Origin of the sequence: Pseudomonas sp. 22515 (assembly GCF_052044625.1) — a bacterium.
Lineage (GTDB): Bacteria > Pseudomonadota > Gammaproteobacteria > Pseudomonadales > Pseudomonadaceae > Aquipseudomonas > Aquipseudomonas alloputida.
Window position 1 is genome coordinate 25,052 of the sequence record NZ_JBQENN010000030.1, and the last position, 16,828, is coordinate 41,879.

14 protein-coding genes are annotated in these 16,828 nt (G+C 62.1%); 9 read left to right on the forward strand and 5 right to left on the reverse strand.

Annotation, left to right across the window (positions count from 1 at the left end; genetic code table 11):
* Positions 1–66: 66 nt before the first annotated feature.
* Both ACTJJN_RS23005 and ACTJJN_RS23010 read right to left on the reverse strand, forming a co-directional pair.
* Entirely contained in the window at positions 67–699 is a 633-nt protein-coding gene (locus ACTJJN_RS23005) for a response regulator (RefSeq protein ID WP_173401663.1), read from the reverse strand.
* A 7-nt stretch (positions 700–706) separates the two neighbouring features.
* Complete coding sequence (locus ACTJJN_RS23010) at positions 707–3,094, reverse strand: PAS domain-containing sensor histidine kinase (RefSeq protein WP_221101127.1); 2,388 nt, start codon at positions 3,092–3,094, stop codon at positions 707–709.
* Positions 3,095–3,189: 95 nt separating this feature from the next.
* Here ACTJJN_RS23010 and ACTJJN_RS23015 point away from each other — a divergent pair, with 95 nt between their 5' ends.
* Complete coding sequence (locus ACTJJN_RS23015) at positions 3,190–4,188, forward strand: alpha/beta hydrolase family protein (protein ID WP_440781653.1); 999 nt, start codon at positions 3,190–3,192, stop codon at positions 4,186–4,188.
* 27 nt (positions 4,189–4,215) lie between these two features.
* On the opposite strand, the gene ACTJJN_RS23020 is transcribed toward ACTJJN_RS23015, so the two are convergent.
* From ACTJJN_RS23020 to ACTJJN_RS23030, 3 genes are read right to left on the reverse strand one after another with little or no spacing between them, the layout of a single operon-like run.
* Positions 4,216–4,983, reverse strand: a complete 768-nt coding sequence (locus tag ACTJJN_RS23020) for a TerB family tellurite resistance protein (protein ID WP_003255552.1) — start codon at positions 4,981–4,983, stop codon at positions 4,216–4,218.
* Between the two features lies 1 nt (position 4,984).
* Positions 4,985–5,656, reverse strand: coding sequence for an N-acetylmuramate alpha-1-phosphate uridylyltransferase MurU (murU, locus tag ACTJJN_RS23025; protein ID WP_014755130.1), 672 nt, complete (start codon positions 5,654–5,656; stop codon positions 4,985–4,987).
* Complete coding sequence (locus ACTJJN_RS23030; RefSeq protein ID WP_014755129.1) at positions 5,653–6,672, reverse strand: aminoglycoside phosphotransferase family protein; 1,020 nt, start codon at positions 6,670–6,672, stop codon at positions 5,653–5,655. Before ACTJJN_RS23030 ends, murU begins: the two co-directional genes overlap by 4 nt.
* Before the next feature lie 130 nt (positions 6,673–6,802).
* Between ACTJJN_RS23030 and ACTJJN_RS23035 the strand changes: the two genes are divergently transcribed.
* The 8 genes from ACTJJN_RS23035 (at position 6,803) to ACTJJN_RS23070 (ending at position 16,695) form a co-directional block, all read left to right on the forward strand.
* Positions 6,803–9,610, forward strand: coding sequence for an LPS-assembly protein LptD (locus ACTJJN_RS23035; protein ID WP_014755128.1), 2,808 nt, complete (start codon positions 6,803–6,805; stop codon positions 9,608–9,610).
* Entirely contained in the window at positions 9,591–10,910 is a 1,320-nt protein-coding gene (surA, locus tag ACTJJN_RS23040) for a peptidylprolyl isomerase SurA (protein WP_011953306.1), read from the forward strand. The genes ACTJJN_RS23035 and surA overlap by 20 nt, the downstream gene beginning before the upstream one ends.
* Entirely contained in the window at positions 10,907–11,896 is a 990-nt protein-coding gene (gene pdxA / locus ACTJJN_RS23045) for a 4-hydroxythreonine-4-phosphate dehydrogenase PdxA (protein ID WP_088513520.1), read from the forward strand. The genes surA and pdxA overlap by 4 nt, the downstream gene beginning before the upstream one ends.
* Positions 11,893–12,696, forward strand: coding sequence for a 16S rRNA (adenine(1518)-N(6)/adenine(1519)-N(6))-dimethyltransferase RsmA (gene rsmA, locus ACTJJN_RS23050; RefSeq protein ID WP_003255558.1), 804 nt, complete (start codon positions 11,893–11,895; stop codon positions 12,694–12,696). The genes pdxA and rsmA overlap by 4 nt, the downstream gene beginning before the upstream one ends.
* 198 nt (positions 12,697–12,894) lie before the next feature.
* A complete protein-coding gene (gene apaG / locus ACTJJN_RS23055) occupies positions 12,895–13,275 on the forward strand; it encodes a Co2+/Mg2+ efflux protein ApaG (protein ID WP_003255559.1) in 381 nt (126 codons plus the stop codon).
* Positions 13,275–14,141, forward strand: a complete 867-nt coding sequence (locus ACTJJN_RS23060; protein ID WP_230064804.1) for a symmetrical bis(5'-nucleosyl)-tetraphosphatase — start codon at positions 13,275–13,277, stop codon at positions 14,139–14,141. Before apaG ends, ACTJJN_RS23060 begins: the two co-directional genes overlap by 1 nt.
* 14 nt (positions 14,142–14,155) lie before the next feature.
* Positions 14,156–14,488 (forward strand): thiosulfate sulfurtransferase GlpE, encoded by a 333-nt coding sequence (glpE, locus tag ACTJJN_RS23065; RefSeq protein WP_003255562.1) that lies wholly within the window; start codon positions 14,156–14,158, stop codon positions 14,486–14,488.
* Between the two features lie 284 nt (positions 14,489–14,772).
* Positions 14,773–16,695: a PrkA family serine protein kinase gene (locus ACTJJN_RS23070; RefSeq protein WP_003255563.1), complete on the forward strand. Its 1,923-nt coding sequence runs from the start codon at positions 14,773–14,775 to the stop codon at positions 16,693–16,695.
* Positions 16,696–16,828 lie beyond the last annotated feature (133 nt).

Below are 16,828 nucleotides of genomic sequence, written 5' to 3' on the forward strand. Positions count from 1 at the left end.
GCCCGTTCGCGGGCATGCCCGCTCCCACAGAGGATTCGGGAAGTTTCGGGCACCCGTATGTCGCAATCAGACCAGCTTGTGCTCCATGGCGTACTTCACCAGCTCCGCCAGCGAGTTCACTTTCAACTTCTGCATCAGGCGTGCCTTGTGGGTGCTGATGGTCTTGCTCGACAGCGCCAACTGCTGGGCGATGTCGTTGACGTTGGCGCCTTGGGCCAGGCGCTCGAACACTGAAAACTCGCGCTCCGAGAGCAGTGTGTGCAACGGCCGGGATTCGGTGAGGCCTACTTCGAACACCATGCGGTCGGCCAGCGACGGGTCGATATAACGCCCGCCACCGGCCACCCGACGAATCGCTGTCAACAACAACGCCGGATCACTGTCTTTGGTGGCATAGCCCGCCGCACCGGCCTTCAGCGCCCGCGCCGCCATCTGTGCCTCATCGTGCATCGACAACATCAGGATCGCTGGAGCATCGTGCAGCGCACGGATACGCGGGATCGCCTCCAGGCCGTTCACACCCGGCATCGAGATATCCAGCAGTACCACCTCGCACGGTGTGTGGCGCAGGGTTTCGAGCAACTGCTCGCCATTACCGGCCTCCCCCGCCACTTGCATGTCCTTGGCCAGGCCAATCAACTGCTTGATGCCTTCACGGACAATGGTGTGGTCTTCGGCCACCAGTACTCGAATCACGATTGCTCTCCTACTCCAACGGAATGGCCACGCTCAGGCTGGTGCCTTCGCCCGGCTCGCTTTCCAGCGTCATGCTCCCCCCCAGCATCAGCACCCGCTCGCGCACACCCACCAGGCCAAATGAGGAGGGCCGGGTCTGCTCGCGGCAAAAGCCTTGGCCATCATCACTGACCGTCATGCGCAACTGTCCGCCCTCACGTACCAGCTCAATCTCTACGCTGTGCGCCTGGGCGTGACGCATCACATTGGTCAGCGCTTCCTGGAGGATACGAAACAGCCCGGTGGCCTTGGCATCACTCAATGCTGGCAGATTATCGGGTACTTGCACCAGACAGGGGATTTGCGTGCGTGCCTCGAAACGCCGCGCCTGCCATTCGATGGCCGAGGCAATGCCGGCATCGAGGATCGGCGGACGCAAGGCAGTGGCGACATCGCGTACCAACTGGAACAACTGGGCAATCAGGCGTTTCATGCTCGCCAGCCGATCATTCAGGCCAGGGTCCAGCTCGGCATAGGCCAGCTCGCACATCGACACTTCCAGCTTGAGCACGGTCAGCATCTGCCCCAGCTCATCATGCACTTCCCGGGCGATACGGGCTTTTTCTTCTTCACGCACGCTCTCCAGGTGGGCCGAGAGTTCGCGCAGCTGCTCCTGGGACTTTGCCAGCGCCAGCTCGGCCCGCTTGCCCTGTGTGATGTCCCAGACTACACCGTCCCACACCACCTGGCCGTTGCCCAGATGCCGGGCGCTGGCCTTGATATCGGCCCAGCGCTGTTCGCCCTGCCGGGTGAGGATGCGCCCTTGCCAGGACCAGTCCTGGTCGCTGGCCAGGGCCAGGTCCTGAACCCGGTGATAATCAGCACGGTCCTCGGGGTGCACCAGGTTGCGCAGGCCCATCTGCGGGTGCTGGATCTCGCTGGGTGCATAACCTACCAAAGCCTCGCTACCCTCACTGATATAGGGGAACTCCAGATCGCCCTCGGCCGGGTCACGTTCCAGGCGAAACACCAACCCTGGTACGTTGCCAGCAATGCCCTTGAGCCGCGCCTCGCTTTCGCGAAGGGCCGCCAGGGCACGGTGGCGTTCGGTGACATCGGCGAGGTAGACCACCAGATATTCGGAATCACGAAAGCGCAGAAAGCTCAGCGACAGCTCCACGGGTAGCAAACTTTGATCAGCCCGCCGGCATTGCGTCTCAAACTGACCGACACCCCCCGCCCCTGTCCGCGCCCCCTTCCACAGCTCCAGCCAACGGTCCATGTTCAGGCTCGGCTCGAAGTCGCTCAGCGGCCGCTCCAGCAACGCCCCTTCGCTGTAGCCCAACATGCGCTCGGCGGCATGGTTGGCGTAACGCACATGGCTATCCCAGTTGACCCAGAGGATACCCACGGTGCTCTGATCGATGGCGAACTGGCTCAGGCGCAACGCCTCTTCGCGCACCTGGCGCTCAACAAGGCTTTCCCGCGCGGCCAACAGGCTGCGCTCCAGCTGACGTTGCTGACGGCGTTGCCACACCAGCGTGGCCAAGGCACACAACAGCAACAGACCGAACAGCAAGGCCATGTTCTGCCAGAAGCCCGGCGACTCGCTCAGGCGCGGGTACTTCGGCTGCAACCAGCGTTGATGCAGTTGTTCCAGCTCCTTGGCCGGCACGGCCTGCAAGCCACGTTCAAGTACATCGGCCAGCAGCGGCCAGTCGCGCCGCGAACCGATACGCAACAGCTGCGGCAGGCCAATATCGCCGACCACCGCCAGCTCACCGAACTCGCTCTCGCGCGACAGGCGGCTGAGCTGCGCTTCATCCAGCACGGCGAAACTGGCCTGGCCGCCTACCACCAGTTGCAAGGCCTCACGATCGTCGGGCACCCCCTGCAGGTTGAGGTTGCCGTAGTTGCCGCGCAGGTAATCCGCCAGCGGGCTGGGCATGCGCACCGCCACGCGTTGCTCGGCTTCAAGCTTTTCCAGCTCCACGGCCATGGCCCCGGTGCGCGGCCCCACCACCAGCTGTGGCACGCGCATGTACGGGTCGCTAAATAGCCACAGGCGCAGGCTGGCCGGCGTCTGGGTAAGGCCAGGGGCGAAGTCGATTTCGCCGCTTTGCAGGGCATGTTCCAAACTGGCTTGGTCACTGAAGTTACGCCAGGTGAGGTCCAGCCGCAGCGCCTGCGCCAGGCTGTTCACCAGCTCCACATTGGCCCCGTACAGTTGCTGCAGACGCCGGTCGAACTGGGCGTAGGGCGCCTGCAACACCAAGCCGACACGCAGGCTGCGGTGGGTGTCCAGCCACTGCTGCTGGTCAGGCTCCAGCACCACAGAGGGCAGCGCCTCGGGCTTGGCCCAGGCAATCAAGGGCAGCCACAAGCAGCCGATAACCAACAGGCGACGCACTCGCTTCATCTATACGCTCGACTTGGCAAAGACGGTCATGCAGCATGGCCGTCACGGGCAAATACTATTAGGCTGCCGGTTTCATTCTGGCCTTGGGTTGACTCATGTCCACACTTTATCGCACGACGCTGGCAATGTGCTGCCTGGCCTCGGTCCTTCCACTCGGCGCCCTGGCCGCAGATGCCGAAAAACCACCTACAAATACCATGGCACCGGCTGCCGAGGCCCCACGCCCACCCTTGCTGGAACGCAGCCAGGAGGATGCACTGGCGCTGGAGCGGCTGCTGCCCAAGGCTGAGCAGCAGACCCTGCAGGCCGGTACCGACAGCTTCCTGGCCCTGTGGAAGCCGGCAAACGACAACGATCCGCAAGGGGCAGTGATCATTGTCCCCGGTGCAGGCGAAACGGCCGACTGGCCAAATGCAGTCGGCCCACTGCGGCAAAAATTCCCTGATATCGGCTGGCACAGCCTGAGCATCAGCCTGCCCGACCTGCTCGCAGACAGCCCGCAAGCACGGGTCGAAGCCACACCACCGGCAGCGCCTGCGCCAGAAAAAGGCGAAAGCGCACCGGTCAAGGACGTGCCGGCCGACGCCAACGCCAACGTGGCCCAAGCCACCGCGGCCGATGCCGACACAGCAGAAAGCACCGATGCCGAACAAGCCAGCGAGCAGGCCGACCCGGCAGATGCCGAACGCATCTTCGCCCGCCTGGATGCCGCCGTGGCGTTCGCCCAACAACACAATGCCCGCAGCATCGTACTGATCGGCCATGGTAGCGGTGCATATTGGGCGGCGCGCTACCTGAGCGAGAAACAGCCACCGCAGGTACAAAAACTGGTGATGGTCGCTGCACAGACCCCTGCACGGGTGGAGCAGGACCTGGAAAGCCTGGCCCCAACCTTGAAGGTACCCACGGCCGATATCTACTACGCCACCCGCAGCGCTGACCGCAACGCAGCCCAGCAACGGCTGCAGGCCAGCAAGCGGCAGAAGGATAGCCAGTACCGACAATTGTCATTGATTGCCATGCCAGCAAACAAAGCGGCGGAACAAGAGCAACTGTTCCGCCGGGTGCGGGGGTGGATGAGCCCTCAGGGCTGAGTCAGGCTTGATCCTTGTGGCGGGGCGTCAAAGGCCGCGCCGCTTGCGGATCATGGCATAGGCCTGGTGCAACTCACGGGTACGCGCGGTTGCTTCACGCACCTGCGCCTCGCTGGCACCAGTACCCGCCAGCTTGTCCGGGTGATGCCGACTGACAAGCCGACGATACGCCTGCTTGACCTTATCGGTGTCGGTGTCTGCGTCCACCGCCAGCAAGCGCAACGCTGCCGCGTAGGTCATGGGCACGCTTTCTGCGCCCGTGGCCTTGCGCGGCTCGTACTCCAGCGACATGGCCTGCACCTGGCGTCGGCTCATGCCCAGCTTCTGCCCCCAGTCCAGCAGCAACTCACGCTCCTTGTTGCCCATCTTGCCGTCAGCCCACACCATGCGCCAACACGCCCGCAAGGTACCTTCCGCCGCGTGGGGCTGCTGACTGATGCGCCGCAGGTGCCCGCCAAGCCGGTCCTTGCCCGCCTTGCCACGGTTGAACGCATTGATGGCGCGCAGCCGGGCTGCCTCGGCCAGGTCCAGGCGCACCATCTCCTGACGCGCCTGCTGGATATGCTGCTCGGCTACCCGGCCATCGCACTTGGCCAAGCGCCCAAGCATCACGAACAACAACTCGTCGTCGCGTAATGCAGGGCGCCCACCCAGGCGTTCGCGCATGTCTTCCCAGCCTTGCAAGCGCAGCCGGCGGTCAATGGCCTGCCCAAGCAACGCACCGAGCAAGGCACCCGGTATGCTCGCAACGGCAAAACCGGCACTCACACCAATCACCGTGCCTGGCCACCACATGTCAGGCGCGCTCGCCAATCAGAGACTCAGCCTCGGCCAGGCGTTCAAGCGTGCCAACATCCACCCAGTGCCCACGGTAGTGTTCGCCAGATACCTTGCCGGCCGCCATCGCCTGGCGCAGCAACGGTGCCAGCTTGAAGGCACCCGCCTGGCAACCTTCGAACAGCGCCGGGTGCAGCACCGAAATGCCGCTGAAGGTCAGCGTGCCTGGCGCGTCATCGCCGTCAACGACCTGCTCGCCCATCAGGCGGAAGTCACCGCGGCCGTGATGGCCAGGGTTGTCGACCAGCACCAGGTGAGCCAGGCCTTGCAGGGGAGCCTGCAGACGCGCGAAGTCGTAGTCGGTCCACACATCGCCATTCACCAGCAGGAACGGCGCATCACCCAACAAAGGCAAGGCCTTGAAGATGCCGCCGCCGGTTTCCAGCGGTTCACCTTCAGGTGAATAGCGGATGCTCAGGCCGAAGCGGCTACCGTCGCCCAGATGGTCCTCGATCTGCTGGCCAAGCCAGGCATGGTTGATCACCACTTCGGTCACGCCCGCTGCCGCCAGGGCGCGCAGGTGGTACTCGATCAGCGGCTGGCCGGCGACCGGGACCAACGGTTTTGGGGTGTGCAGGGTCAGCGGGCGCATACGCTCGCCCTTCCCCGCAGCCAGGATCATGGCCTTCATGCACGCGCTCCGGCCTGCAACTCGGCAATCAGCTCACCCAGCTCCGCCAATTCGGGCCGGCGACCGATCACTTCATTTATATAGGCGAAGAAACGCGGCACGTCGCCCAGGTAACGCGGCTTGCCGTCGCGGTGGCAGATACGGGCGAAGATACCGATCACCTTCAGGTGCCGCTGCACGCCCATCAGGTCACTGGCGCGGTGGAAGGCTTCGAACTCGGCGTGCACCGGGATGCCAGCCGCCTGCGCCTGCTGCCAGTAGTCGCTCAGCCAGCCTTCGACCCGCGCCTGCGGCCAGCTGACAAAGGCGTCCTTGAACAGGCAGGTAATGTCGTAGGTGACCGGGCCGTATACCGCATCCTGAAAGTCCAGCACACCAGGGTTGGGGGTGCTCTGCATCAGGTTGCGCGGCATGTAGTCACGGTGTACCAACACCTTGGGTTGCGCCAGGGCGCTGTCGATCAGCAACTGGCTGACGCGCTGCCAGGTGGCCTTCTGTGCATCGGTGAAGGTCAGGCCCAGCTCACGCCCCACGTACCATTCGGGGAACAGTTCCACTTCACGGCGCAGCAGGGCGTCGTCGTAGCTGGGCAGCGGCGCGTCCATCGGCAAACGCTGGAACTTCAGAAGGGCATCGATGGCGTCGGCGAACAGGCCATCGGCGTTGTCGGCATTGATGATGTCAAGGTATGTCTGAGTGCCCAGATCCCCAAGCAACAAAAAGCCGCGTTCCAGGTCCTGGGCGTGGATCAGCGGCACATGGACGTCAGCGCTGGCCAGCAGGTGGTCGATGGCGACGAACGGTCGGCAGTTTTCCTGCGGGGGGGGCGCATCCATGATCACGAAACTGTGGCCAGCGCCCTGCCAGCGGAAATAGCGGCGGAAGCTGGCGTCGCTGCTGGCAGCGGTCAAGCTGCCTGCAGGCACCTCGCCCCAGGCGTTGTCACGGAAAAGATCATTGAGCTGTTCATCGAGCCAGACCGTCAGTTGTTGCAGGCGTACATCGTGTTCAGGCATTGCAAGGGTCTCCGACGGCCCTAGCCGTCAAGCGGGTCATGCTTTATTATCCAGCATCTTTTTCAGACCATCGAGAGGCGTGCGGCCCCACACGCGGGCAGATGGCACGCAGGAAGCCCGGACTAATAAGATGGCATTGAAATCCCCCGCGTTTCGTAGAAAGTTTCCGTTGCTGGTAACCGGCGGTCTGCTGGCCCTGCAACCTCTGGCCACCTCATACGTAGTGGCAGCCGAACAGTTCGACTGCCAAGTGTCCGCCGCCGGTGGTTGGGACTGCAAGCCCAAAACCCCAGTCAACAACTTGCCACCGCGCCCGGTGCACGAAGGTGCAGCCGTCAGCTCCGGTACCGAAGCGGCGGGCGAAGCCGAAACTGCGGACCGGCCCGTGCTGGTTACCGAGGCCAAGGGCCGTGGTCTGAAGTCGCGCAGCGAAGACTACAGCCACCTGGACTGGGTTCCGCGTGAAAAGCTCACCGCCGCGCAGCTGGCTGAAACCGGCCCGTACTGCGGTGGCGCGTATATCGAGCCAACCCGCCCGGGCATGGCCGACACCACGCCGAAGGACGAGTCGCCAACCTACATCAATGCCAAGGTATCCAAGTACCAGCAGGAGCAGCAGGTCGCTACCCTCGCCGGTGACGTGGTGATGCGCCAGGGCAGCATGCAGGCCGAAGCCGACGAGGCCAACCTCTACCAGGCCGAAAACCGTGGCGAGCTCAAGGGCAACGTCAAGATCCGTGACAACGGTTCGCTGGTGGTCGGTGACGAGGCCCAGATCCAGCTCGACACTGGCGAAGCCCAGGTCGACAACGCCGAATACGTGATGCACAAGTCGCACATCCGCGGCAGTGCCCTGTACGCCAAGCGTGGCGAAAACGCCATCATCCGCCTCAAAGACGGTACGTACACCACCTGCGAACCGGGTAGCAACGCCTGGCAGCTGAAGGGCAACAACATCACCCTGAACCCGGCCACCGGTTTCGGTACTGCGACCAACGTTACGCTACGGGTCAAGGATTTCCCGGTGTTCTATACACCGTACATCTACTTCCCGATTGACGACCGTCGCCAGTCCGGTTTCCTGCCGCCCTCGTTCAGCACCAGCAGCGACACCGGCTTCATGCTGGTCACGCCGTACTACTTCAACCTGGCGCCTAACTACGACGCCACGTTGTACCCGCGTTACATGGCCAAGCGCGGCCTGCTGATGGAAGGCGAGTTCCGCTACCTGACACCTTCCAGCGAAGGCCAGTTCGGCGGCGCCTACCTGAACGACAAGAACGACGACCGCAAAGATCAGACGGATTACGAAGATCAGCGCTGGATGGTCAACTGGCAGCACAAGGGTGGCCTGGACGAACGCCTGATGACCGAGGTGGACTACACCGACATCAGCGACCCGTTCTACTTCCAGGACCTGGAATCTGACCAGATTGGCGTGGAAAGCCGCGACTTCCTGAATCAGCAGGGTGCATTGACCTACCGGGGCGATAGCTACACCGCACGGCTGAATGTACATGCCTACGAGGCGGCGACCATTTCGCAGATCACGCCTTATGATCGACTGCCGCAGATTACCCTCAATGGCGTACTGCCTTATCAGCCAGGGGGGTTGAACTTCGCTTACGAAACCGAGGCCGCGCGCTTCGAACGTGACTTGAAGAACGACACCGTGTTCGACAAGGACGGCAACCTGGACCTCACAGCAGGGCCCGATGGTCGTCGGCTTGACGAAAATATTCAAGGTATCGAGCGGGCCAACGGCACGCGCCTGAATGTCGCGCCGTCAATCAGCTATCCAATGACAGCCAGCTATGGGTTCCTCACACCCAAGCTGAAATATGCCTACACCCAGTACGATCTTGATCTGGACAGCAAAGGCAAAGCCGATGCAATCGCCTTGCAAACCGCCAATCCAGACGCGTACGGAAGCTACGACAGCTCTGTTAGCCGCGACGTGCCAATCTTCAGCGTCGACAGCGGCCTGTACTTCGACCGCAACACCTCGCTGTTTGGCAACAATTACCGTCAAACCCTCGAACCGCGCATGTTCTACCTCTATGTTCCGTACAAGGACCAGAAGGACATCCCGCTGTTCGATACCGGCGAAACCCTGTTCAGCTACGATTCGCTGTTCCGCGACAACCGCTTCAGCGGCACTGACCGTATCGGCGACGAAAACAAACTGTCGCTGGGCGTGACCACCCGCTGGATCGAAGACAACGGCTTCGAGCGCCAGAACTTCAGCATCGGCCAGGCCTACTACTTCAAAGACCGCAAGGTCCAGCTGCCAGGCATCGACTACCGCACCCGCAAGGACGCGCAGTCCGATGTATCGCCATACGCTCTGGTGTACAACTACTACTTCAACCGCGACTGGCGCTTCAATTCGGACTTCAACTGGGACCCGGACAGCCGCAGCACCCGCTCGGGCAGCGCGATGTTCCACTACCAGCCTGAAGACAACCCGAACAAGATCGTCAACCTCGGTTATCGCTACCGTAACGACACCATTGCCTACGACTCGACCACGGGTACCTGGAAAGTGGGCGGCGGTGACTATGGCACCCCGGGCGATCCGAACTACATCAAGGATTACTACAAGATCCAGCAGCACGACTTCTCGGTCATCTGGCCGATCGTGCCGCAATGGAACGTTATCGCTCGCTGGCAGCATGACTACAACCGCAACCGCACCCTGGAAGCCATGGGTGGTTTCGAATACGACAACTGCTGCTGGAAGCTGCGCCTGATCAACCGTTACTGGATCGACTACGACGATTTCAGCCAGGCCCTTCCACAGAACGAAAAAGGCGACCACGGTGTCTTCCTTCAGATCGTCCTGAAAGGCCTCGGCGGCGTAGTTGGCAACAAGGTCGAGTCTTTCCTCGACCAAGGCATTCAAGGTTACCGTGAACGTGAAGACCAAGCTTATTGATCGTCTGCGCCCAGTGTTGCTGGGCGTCGCTTTGCTGAGTGGCGCGGTGCATGCCGCGGTGCAACCTCTTGATCGCGTGGTGGCTATCGTCGACAACGACGTGGTCATGCAAAGCCAGCTGGACCAGCGTGTCCATGAGGTCCAGCAAACCATCGCCAAGCGCGGCGGCGGCGTGCCGCCGACCAGCGCCCTGGAACAGCAGGTCCTGGAGCGCCTGATCGTCGAGAACCTGCAGCTGCAGATCGGCGAGCGCTCTGGCATCCGCATCACCGACGAAGAGCTGAACCAGGCCATTGGCACCATTGCCCAGCGCAATGGCATGTCGCTGGACCAGTTCCGCGCGGCGCTGGCCCGTGACGGCCTGTCGTTCGACGACGCTCGCGAGCAGGTCAAGCGCGAGATGATCATCAGCCGCGTGCGCCAACGCCGCGTTGCCGAACGCATTCAGGTGTCCGAGCAGGAAGTGAAGAACTTCCTGGCCTCGGACCTGGGCAAGATGCAGATGTCGGAAGAGTACCGCCTGGCCAACATCCTCATCCCGACCCCGGAAGCCGCCAACTCGGACGATATCCAGAAGGCTGCGCGCAAGGTCGGTGACGTTTACCAGCAACTGCGCCAGGGTGCTGACTTCGGCCAGATGGCGATTGCCAACTCGGCCAGCGAAAACGCCCTGGAAGGCGGCGAGATGGGCTGGCGTAAAGCCGGTCAGCTGCCACCCGACTTCGCCAAGATGCTCAGCAGCATGCCGGTGGGCGAAATTACCCAGCCTATTCGCATCCCCAACGGCTTCATCATCCTCAAGCTCGAGGAGAAGCGCGGCGGCAGCGAGAACGTTCTGCGTGACGAAGTGCATGTGCGCCACATCCTGATCAAGCCAAGCGAGATCCGCAGCGAGGCGGCCACCCAGCAGTTGGCCGAGCGTCTGTACGATCGGATCAAGAACGGCGAAGACTTCGGCGAACTGGCCAAGAGCTTCTCGGAAGACCCGGGTTCGGCACTCAACGGCGGCGACCTCAACTGGGTCGATCCGAACAGCCTGGTACCGGAGTTCCGTGAACAGATGGCCAATGCCCAGCAAGGCGTGGTGACCAAACCGTTCAAGACCCAGTACGGCTGGCACGTTCTGGAAGTGCTGGGCCGCCGCGCCACCGACAGCACCGAGCAGGCTCGCGAACAGCAGGCCCTGAGCGTACTGCGCAACCGTAAGTACGACGAAGAGCTGCAAACCTGGCTGCGCCAGATCCGCGACGAAGCCTACGTTGAAATCAAGCTGCCTGGCGCTGACCAGGCCGCCCAGTGAAGCCCCTGCGCTTCGCCGTCACCCCCGGCGAGCCGGCCGGCATAGGCCCCGACCTGTGCCTGCTGCTCGCCGCAGACGCCCAGCCCCACCCCCTGATCGCCATCACCAGCCGTGACCTGCTCGCCGAGCGGGCCACGCAGCTGGGGCTGGCCGTCAGCCTGCTGCCGGTAGCCCCGGGCCAATGGCCTGACCTCCCGGCACCCGCAGGTAGCCTGTACGTCTGGGATACCCCCTTGGCGGCTCCGGTGGTGCCAAGCCAGCTCGACAAGGCCAACGCAGCGTTCGTGCTGGAAACCCTGACCCGCGCTGGCCAAGGTTGCCTGGACGGCCACTTCGCCGGGATGATCACGGCCCCGGTTCACAAGGGTGTGATCAACGAAAGCGGTATCGCCTTTTCCGGGCATACCGAATTCCTTGCCGAACTGACCCGCACCGCACAAGTGGTAATGATGCTGGCCACCCGCGGCCTGCGCGTGGCCCTGGTGACCACGCACCTGCCACTGCGTGATGTTGCCGACGCTATCACTGCAGAGCGCGTTGAACGTGTAACCCGTATCCTGCATGCCGACATGCGCGACAAGTTCGGCATTGCCAACCCGCGTATCCTCGTGTGCGGCCTCAACCCGCACGCGGGCGAGGGCGGCCACCTGGGCCGCGAAGAAATCGACATCATCGAGCCGACCTTGGCCCGCCTGCGCACCGAAGGCATGGACCTGCGCGGGCCGCTGCCAGCCGATACCCTGTTTACCCCCAAATATCTGGAGCACTGCGATGCGGTGCTGGCGATGTACCACGACCAGGGCCTTCCCGTACTCAAGTACAAAGGCTTCGGCGCAGCAGTGAACGTGACCCTGGGCCTGCCAATCATCCGCACGTCGGTTGACCACGGCACCGCCCTGGACCTGGCCGGCACTGGCAAAGTCGACACCGGCAGCCTGCGCGTCGCACTGGAAACCGCCTACCAGATGGCCGAGAACCGACCATGAACGAGCAATACCAACACCGGGCGCGCAAGCGCTTCGGCCAGAACTTCCTGCACGACGCCGGTATCATCGACCGCATCCTGCGTGCCATCAACGCCAAGGCCGGCGAACACCTGCTGGAAATCGGCCCGGGCCAGGGCGCCCTGACCGAAGGCCTGCTGGGCAGTGGCGCACAGCTGGACGTGGTGGAGTTGGACAAAGACCTGGTGCCGATCCTGCAGCACAAGTTCGCTGATCGCAGCAACTTCCGCCTGCACCAGGGTGACGCCCTGAAGTTCGACTTCAACCAGCTGGGCGTGCCGCCGCGCAGCCTCAAGGTGGTTGGCAACCTGCCCTACAACATCTCCACCCCGCTGATCTTCCACCTGCTCAGCCACGCCGGGCTGATCCGCGACATGCATTTCATGCTGCAAAAGGAAGTGGTCGAGCGCATGGCCGCCGGCCCTGGCGGCGGTGACTGGGGGCGCTTGTCGATCATGGTGCAGTACCACTGCCGCGTGGAGCACCTGTTCAATGTCGGCCCTGGAGCCTTCAACCCACCCCCGAAAGTGGATTCGGCAATCGTCCGCCTGGTGCCGCACGAAGTGCTGCCGTTCCCGGCCAAGGACCACCTGCTGCTGGAGCGTGTCGTTCGCGAAGCGTTCAACCAGCGCCGCAAGACGCTGCGCAACACCATGAAAGGCCTGCTGGACAGCGCCGCCATCGAGGCTGCAGGCGTTGATGGCAGCCTGCGCCCTGAACAGCTCGACCTGGCAGCCTTCGTGCGCCTGGCAGACCAGCTGGCGGATCAGCAACAAGCCTGATTTAGCCTGTACCGGCCGCTTCGCGGGCCACAAGGGATCGCACAACCCTCAAATCCTGTGCGACCCCTTGTAGGAGCGGGTTTACCCGCGAAGCGGCCGGCACAGACAACACACCCCCCCAAGCCCGATCACCGCTGGCCCTCCCCCCTCCCAATGGCCTAGACTGCATTATTGCGTCAGTTCGCCCAAGGCCCTTGCATGTCCGACCCCCGCTATCAAATCGACGTCAGCGTCGTGACCCGCTACCTGAAAGAACAATCCGACCCCGAAAACAGTCGCTTCGCTTTCGCCTACACCATTACCGTGCAGAACAACGGCTCGCTCAGTGCCAAGTTGCTGTCGCGCCACTGGCTGATCACCAACGGTGACGGCGAGGTTGAGGAAGTACGCGGCGCCGGCGTGGTCGGCCAGCAACCCAACATCGACCCTGGTCAGAGCCACACTTACAGCAGTGGTGCCGTCATCAGCACCCGCGTTGGCACCATGCAGGGCAGCTACCAGATGTTCGCCGAAGACGGTAAGCGCTTCGACGCCGAGATTGCCCCCTTCCGGCTGGCAGTGCCCGGAGCGCTGCACTGATGGCCACCTACGCCGTCGGTGACCTGCAGGGCTGCCTGCAGCCACTCAAATGCCTGCTCGATCGCGTCAGTTTCAACCCCGCCGTCGACCGCCTGTGGCTGGTCGGCGACCTGGTCAACCGCGGCCCCGAGTCACTGGAAACCCTGCGCTTCCTGTACTCGATCCGTCATTCACTGGTCTGCGTGCTGGGCAACCATGACCTGCACCTGCTGGCCGCCTGGCACAACGTCGAGCGCCTCAAGAAAAGCGACACACTGCGCGAGATCATCGAAGCGCCGGACGCCGACCAGCTGTTCGACTGGCTGCGCCAGCAGAAGCTGCTGCATTACGACGAGCCCCGCGGCATCGCCCTGGTTCATGCCGGCATACCGCCACAATGGACCCTTGGCAAAGCCCTGGAGCTCGCTGCCGAGGTCGAGGAAGTGCTGCGTGACGACAACCGCCTGCAGCTGTACCTCGACGGCATGTATGGCAACGAGCCGAACAAGTGGAGCAAGAACCTCGCCGGCGTCGAACGCCTGCGGGTCATCACCAACTACTTCACCCGCATGCGCTTCTGCACGGCCGATGGCAAACTCGACCTCAAGAGCAAGGAAGGCCTGGGTAGCGCGCCCAAAGGCTACAAAGCCTGGTACGCGCACAAGGACCGCCGCTCACGCCATGTGAAGATCATCTTTGGCCATTGGGCCGCTCTGCAGGGTGAGGTCACCGAGCCCGACGTCATCGCCCTGGACACTGGCTGCGTATGGGGCGGCGCCATGACCCTGTACAACGTCGACAGCGGCGAATACCACCGCTGCGACTGCGCCGACGACGGCACCCTGCGCCAGCCGGCACAACCCACTACACTCAACGACCACACCTGAAGGAAGTAGTACCCATGAGCGAATTCAAGCGCATCCCTCCTGAGCAGGCCTTGGAGCTTCGCAAGAAAGAAGGTGCGGTCGTCGTCGACATTCGCGACCCACAGGCCTTCGCCGCCGGCCACATCACCGGCGCCCGGCACCTGGATAACCACTCGGTCGCCGATTTCATCCGCAACGCCGACCTCGACGCGCCAACCCTGGTGGTCTGCTATCACGGCAATTCCAGCCAAAGCGCTGCCGCCTACCTGGTAGGCCAGGGTTTCTCCGACGTGTACAGCGTGGACGGCGGCTTCGAACTGTGGCGTGCGACCTACCCGGCCGAGACCGCCCAAGGCAGCACTGAATAATTTTTTTAATTTTTCCTGCAGCCCGCGCCCCGTGCGGGCTTGCGGCTTATCTGACGAACGGTCATTCGTAACTTCTGCCCTCCTCGCCCCTTGACCTTGCAGATAACCAACTACGCTTAAGCTCAGGCCATCCAAAAAAGGGGAGAGCCGGTACACCGGCGTGCGGGTCATCGGTAGCGTTACAGGGTGTTCTGGGGGGTATACAGCAATCGGCCAACCCGGTTGCATGCCAGCATCAGCTGACTGATCCGGCGTCGTCTCCACGTATCGAGCGAGGTGACGTCATGAGTATTTTTAGCCACTTCCAACAACGTTTCGAGTCTACGCGCCAGGAAGAACTCTCGCTGCAGGAGTACCTCGAGCTGTGCAAAGAGGATCGCAGTGCCTACGCATCGGCGGCCGAACGGCTGTTGCTGGCCATCGGTGAGCCAGAACTGATCGACACCTCTACCAACTCCAGGCTGTCGCGCATCTTCTCCAACAAGGTTATCCGCCGCTATCCGGCCTTTGCCGACTTCCATGGCATGGAAGAGTGCATCGACCAGATCGTGTCGTACTTCCGCCACGCCGCCCAAGGCCTGGAAGAGAAGAAACAGATCCTCTATCTGCTGGGCCCGGTAGGCGGCGGCAAGTCCTCGCTGGCGGAAAAACTCAAGCAGCTGATGGAAAAGGTGCCGTTCTACGCGATCAAGGGCTCGCCGGTATTCGAGTCACCTCTGGGCTTGTTCAATGCCACCGAAGATGGGGCCATTCTCGAGGAAGAGTTCGGCATCCCACGGCGCTACCTCAATACCATCATGTCGCCTTGGGCCACCAAGCGCCTGCAGGAGTTTGGCGGGGACATCTCCAAGTTCAAGGTGGTGAAGCTGTACCCGTCGATTCTTAACCAGATCGCCATTGCCAAGACCGAACCCGGCGATGAAAACAACCAGGACATCTCGGCCCTGGTCGGCAAGGTCGATATCCGCAAACTTGAGGAATACCCACAGAACGACGCCGATGCTTATAGCTACTCGGGCGCGCTGTGCCGGGCCAACCAGGGCCTGATGGAATTCGTCGAAATGTTCAAGGCGCCGATCAAGGTCCTGCACCCCTTGCTCACCGCCACCCAGGAAGGCAACTACAACAGTACTGAAGGCCTTGGGGCGATTCCCTATACCGGGATTCTGCTGGCGCACTCCAACGAATCGGAGTGGCACACCTTCCGTAACAACAAGAACAACGAAGCGTTCATCGACAGGATCTATATCGTCAAGGTGCCGTACTGCCTGCGGGTCAGCGATGAAATAAAGATCTACGACAAACTGCTGGTCAACAGCTCGCTGTCCAAGGCCCACTGTGCGCCCGATACGCTCAAGATGCTGGCTCAGTTCACGGTGCTTTCCCGCCTGAAAGAGCCAGAGAACTCCAATATCTATTCCAAGATGCGCGTTTACGACGGGGAAAACCTCAAGGACACCGATCCAAAGGCCAAGTCGATCCAGGAATACCGGGACTCTGCGGGTGTCGACGAAGGCATGAACGGCCTGTCGACGCGCTTCGCCTTCAAGATCCTGTCCAAGGTGTTCAACTTCGACCCACACGAAATTGCCGCCAACCCGGTGCACCTGCTGTATGTCCTCGAACAGCAGATCGAACAGGAACAATTCCCGGCTGAAGTGCGCGAACGCTATCTGCGCTACCTGAAGGAATACCTGGCACCGCGCTACATCGAGTTTATCGGCAAGGAAATCCAGACCGCCTACCTGGAGTCCTACAGCGAATACGGCCAGAACATCTTCGACCGCTACGTGTTGTATGCAGACTTCTGGATCCAGGATCAGGAATACCGCGACCCGGAAACCGGCGAAATTCTCAACCGCATTGCGCTCAACGAGGAACTGGAAAAGATCGAGAAACCGGCTGGCATCAGCAACCCGAAAGACTTCCGCAACGAGATCGTCAACTTCGTACTGCGCGCACGCGCTAACAACAATGGCAAGAATCCAAGCTGGCTGAGTTATGAAAAGCTGCGGGTCGTGATCGAGAAGAAAATGTTCTCCAACACCGAAGACCTGCTGCCGGTCATCAGCTTCAACGCCAAGGCCAGCAAAGAGGACCAGAAGAAACACAACGACTTCGTCACCCGGATGGTGGAGCGTGGCTATACCGACAAACAGGTGCGCCTGCTGTCGGAATGGTACCTGCGGGTCAGGAAATCGCAATAAAGCGGCAAGCTACGAGCCGCAAGCTGCAAGCTGCCTGGCGTTGGCATTGCTGCCCGCGTCACAGCTTGCAGCGGCGGTGGCTGCTCTTTCTTGCAGCTTGAAGCTTGTGGCTTGCAGCTTGTGGGTTGCAGCT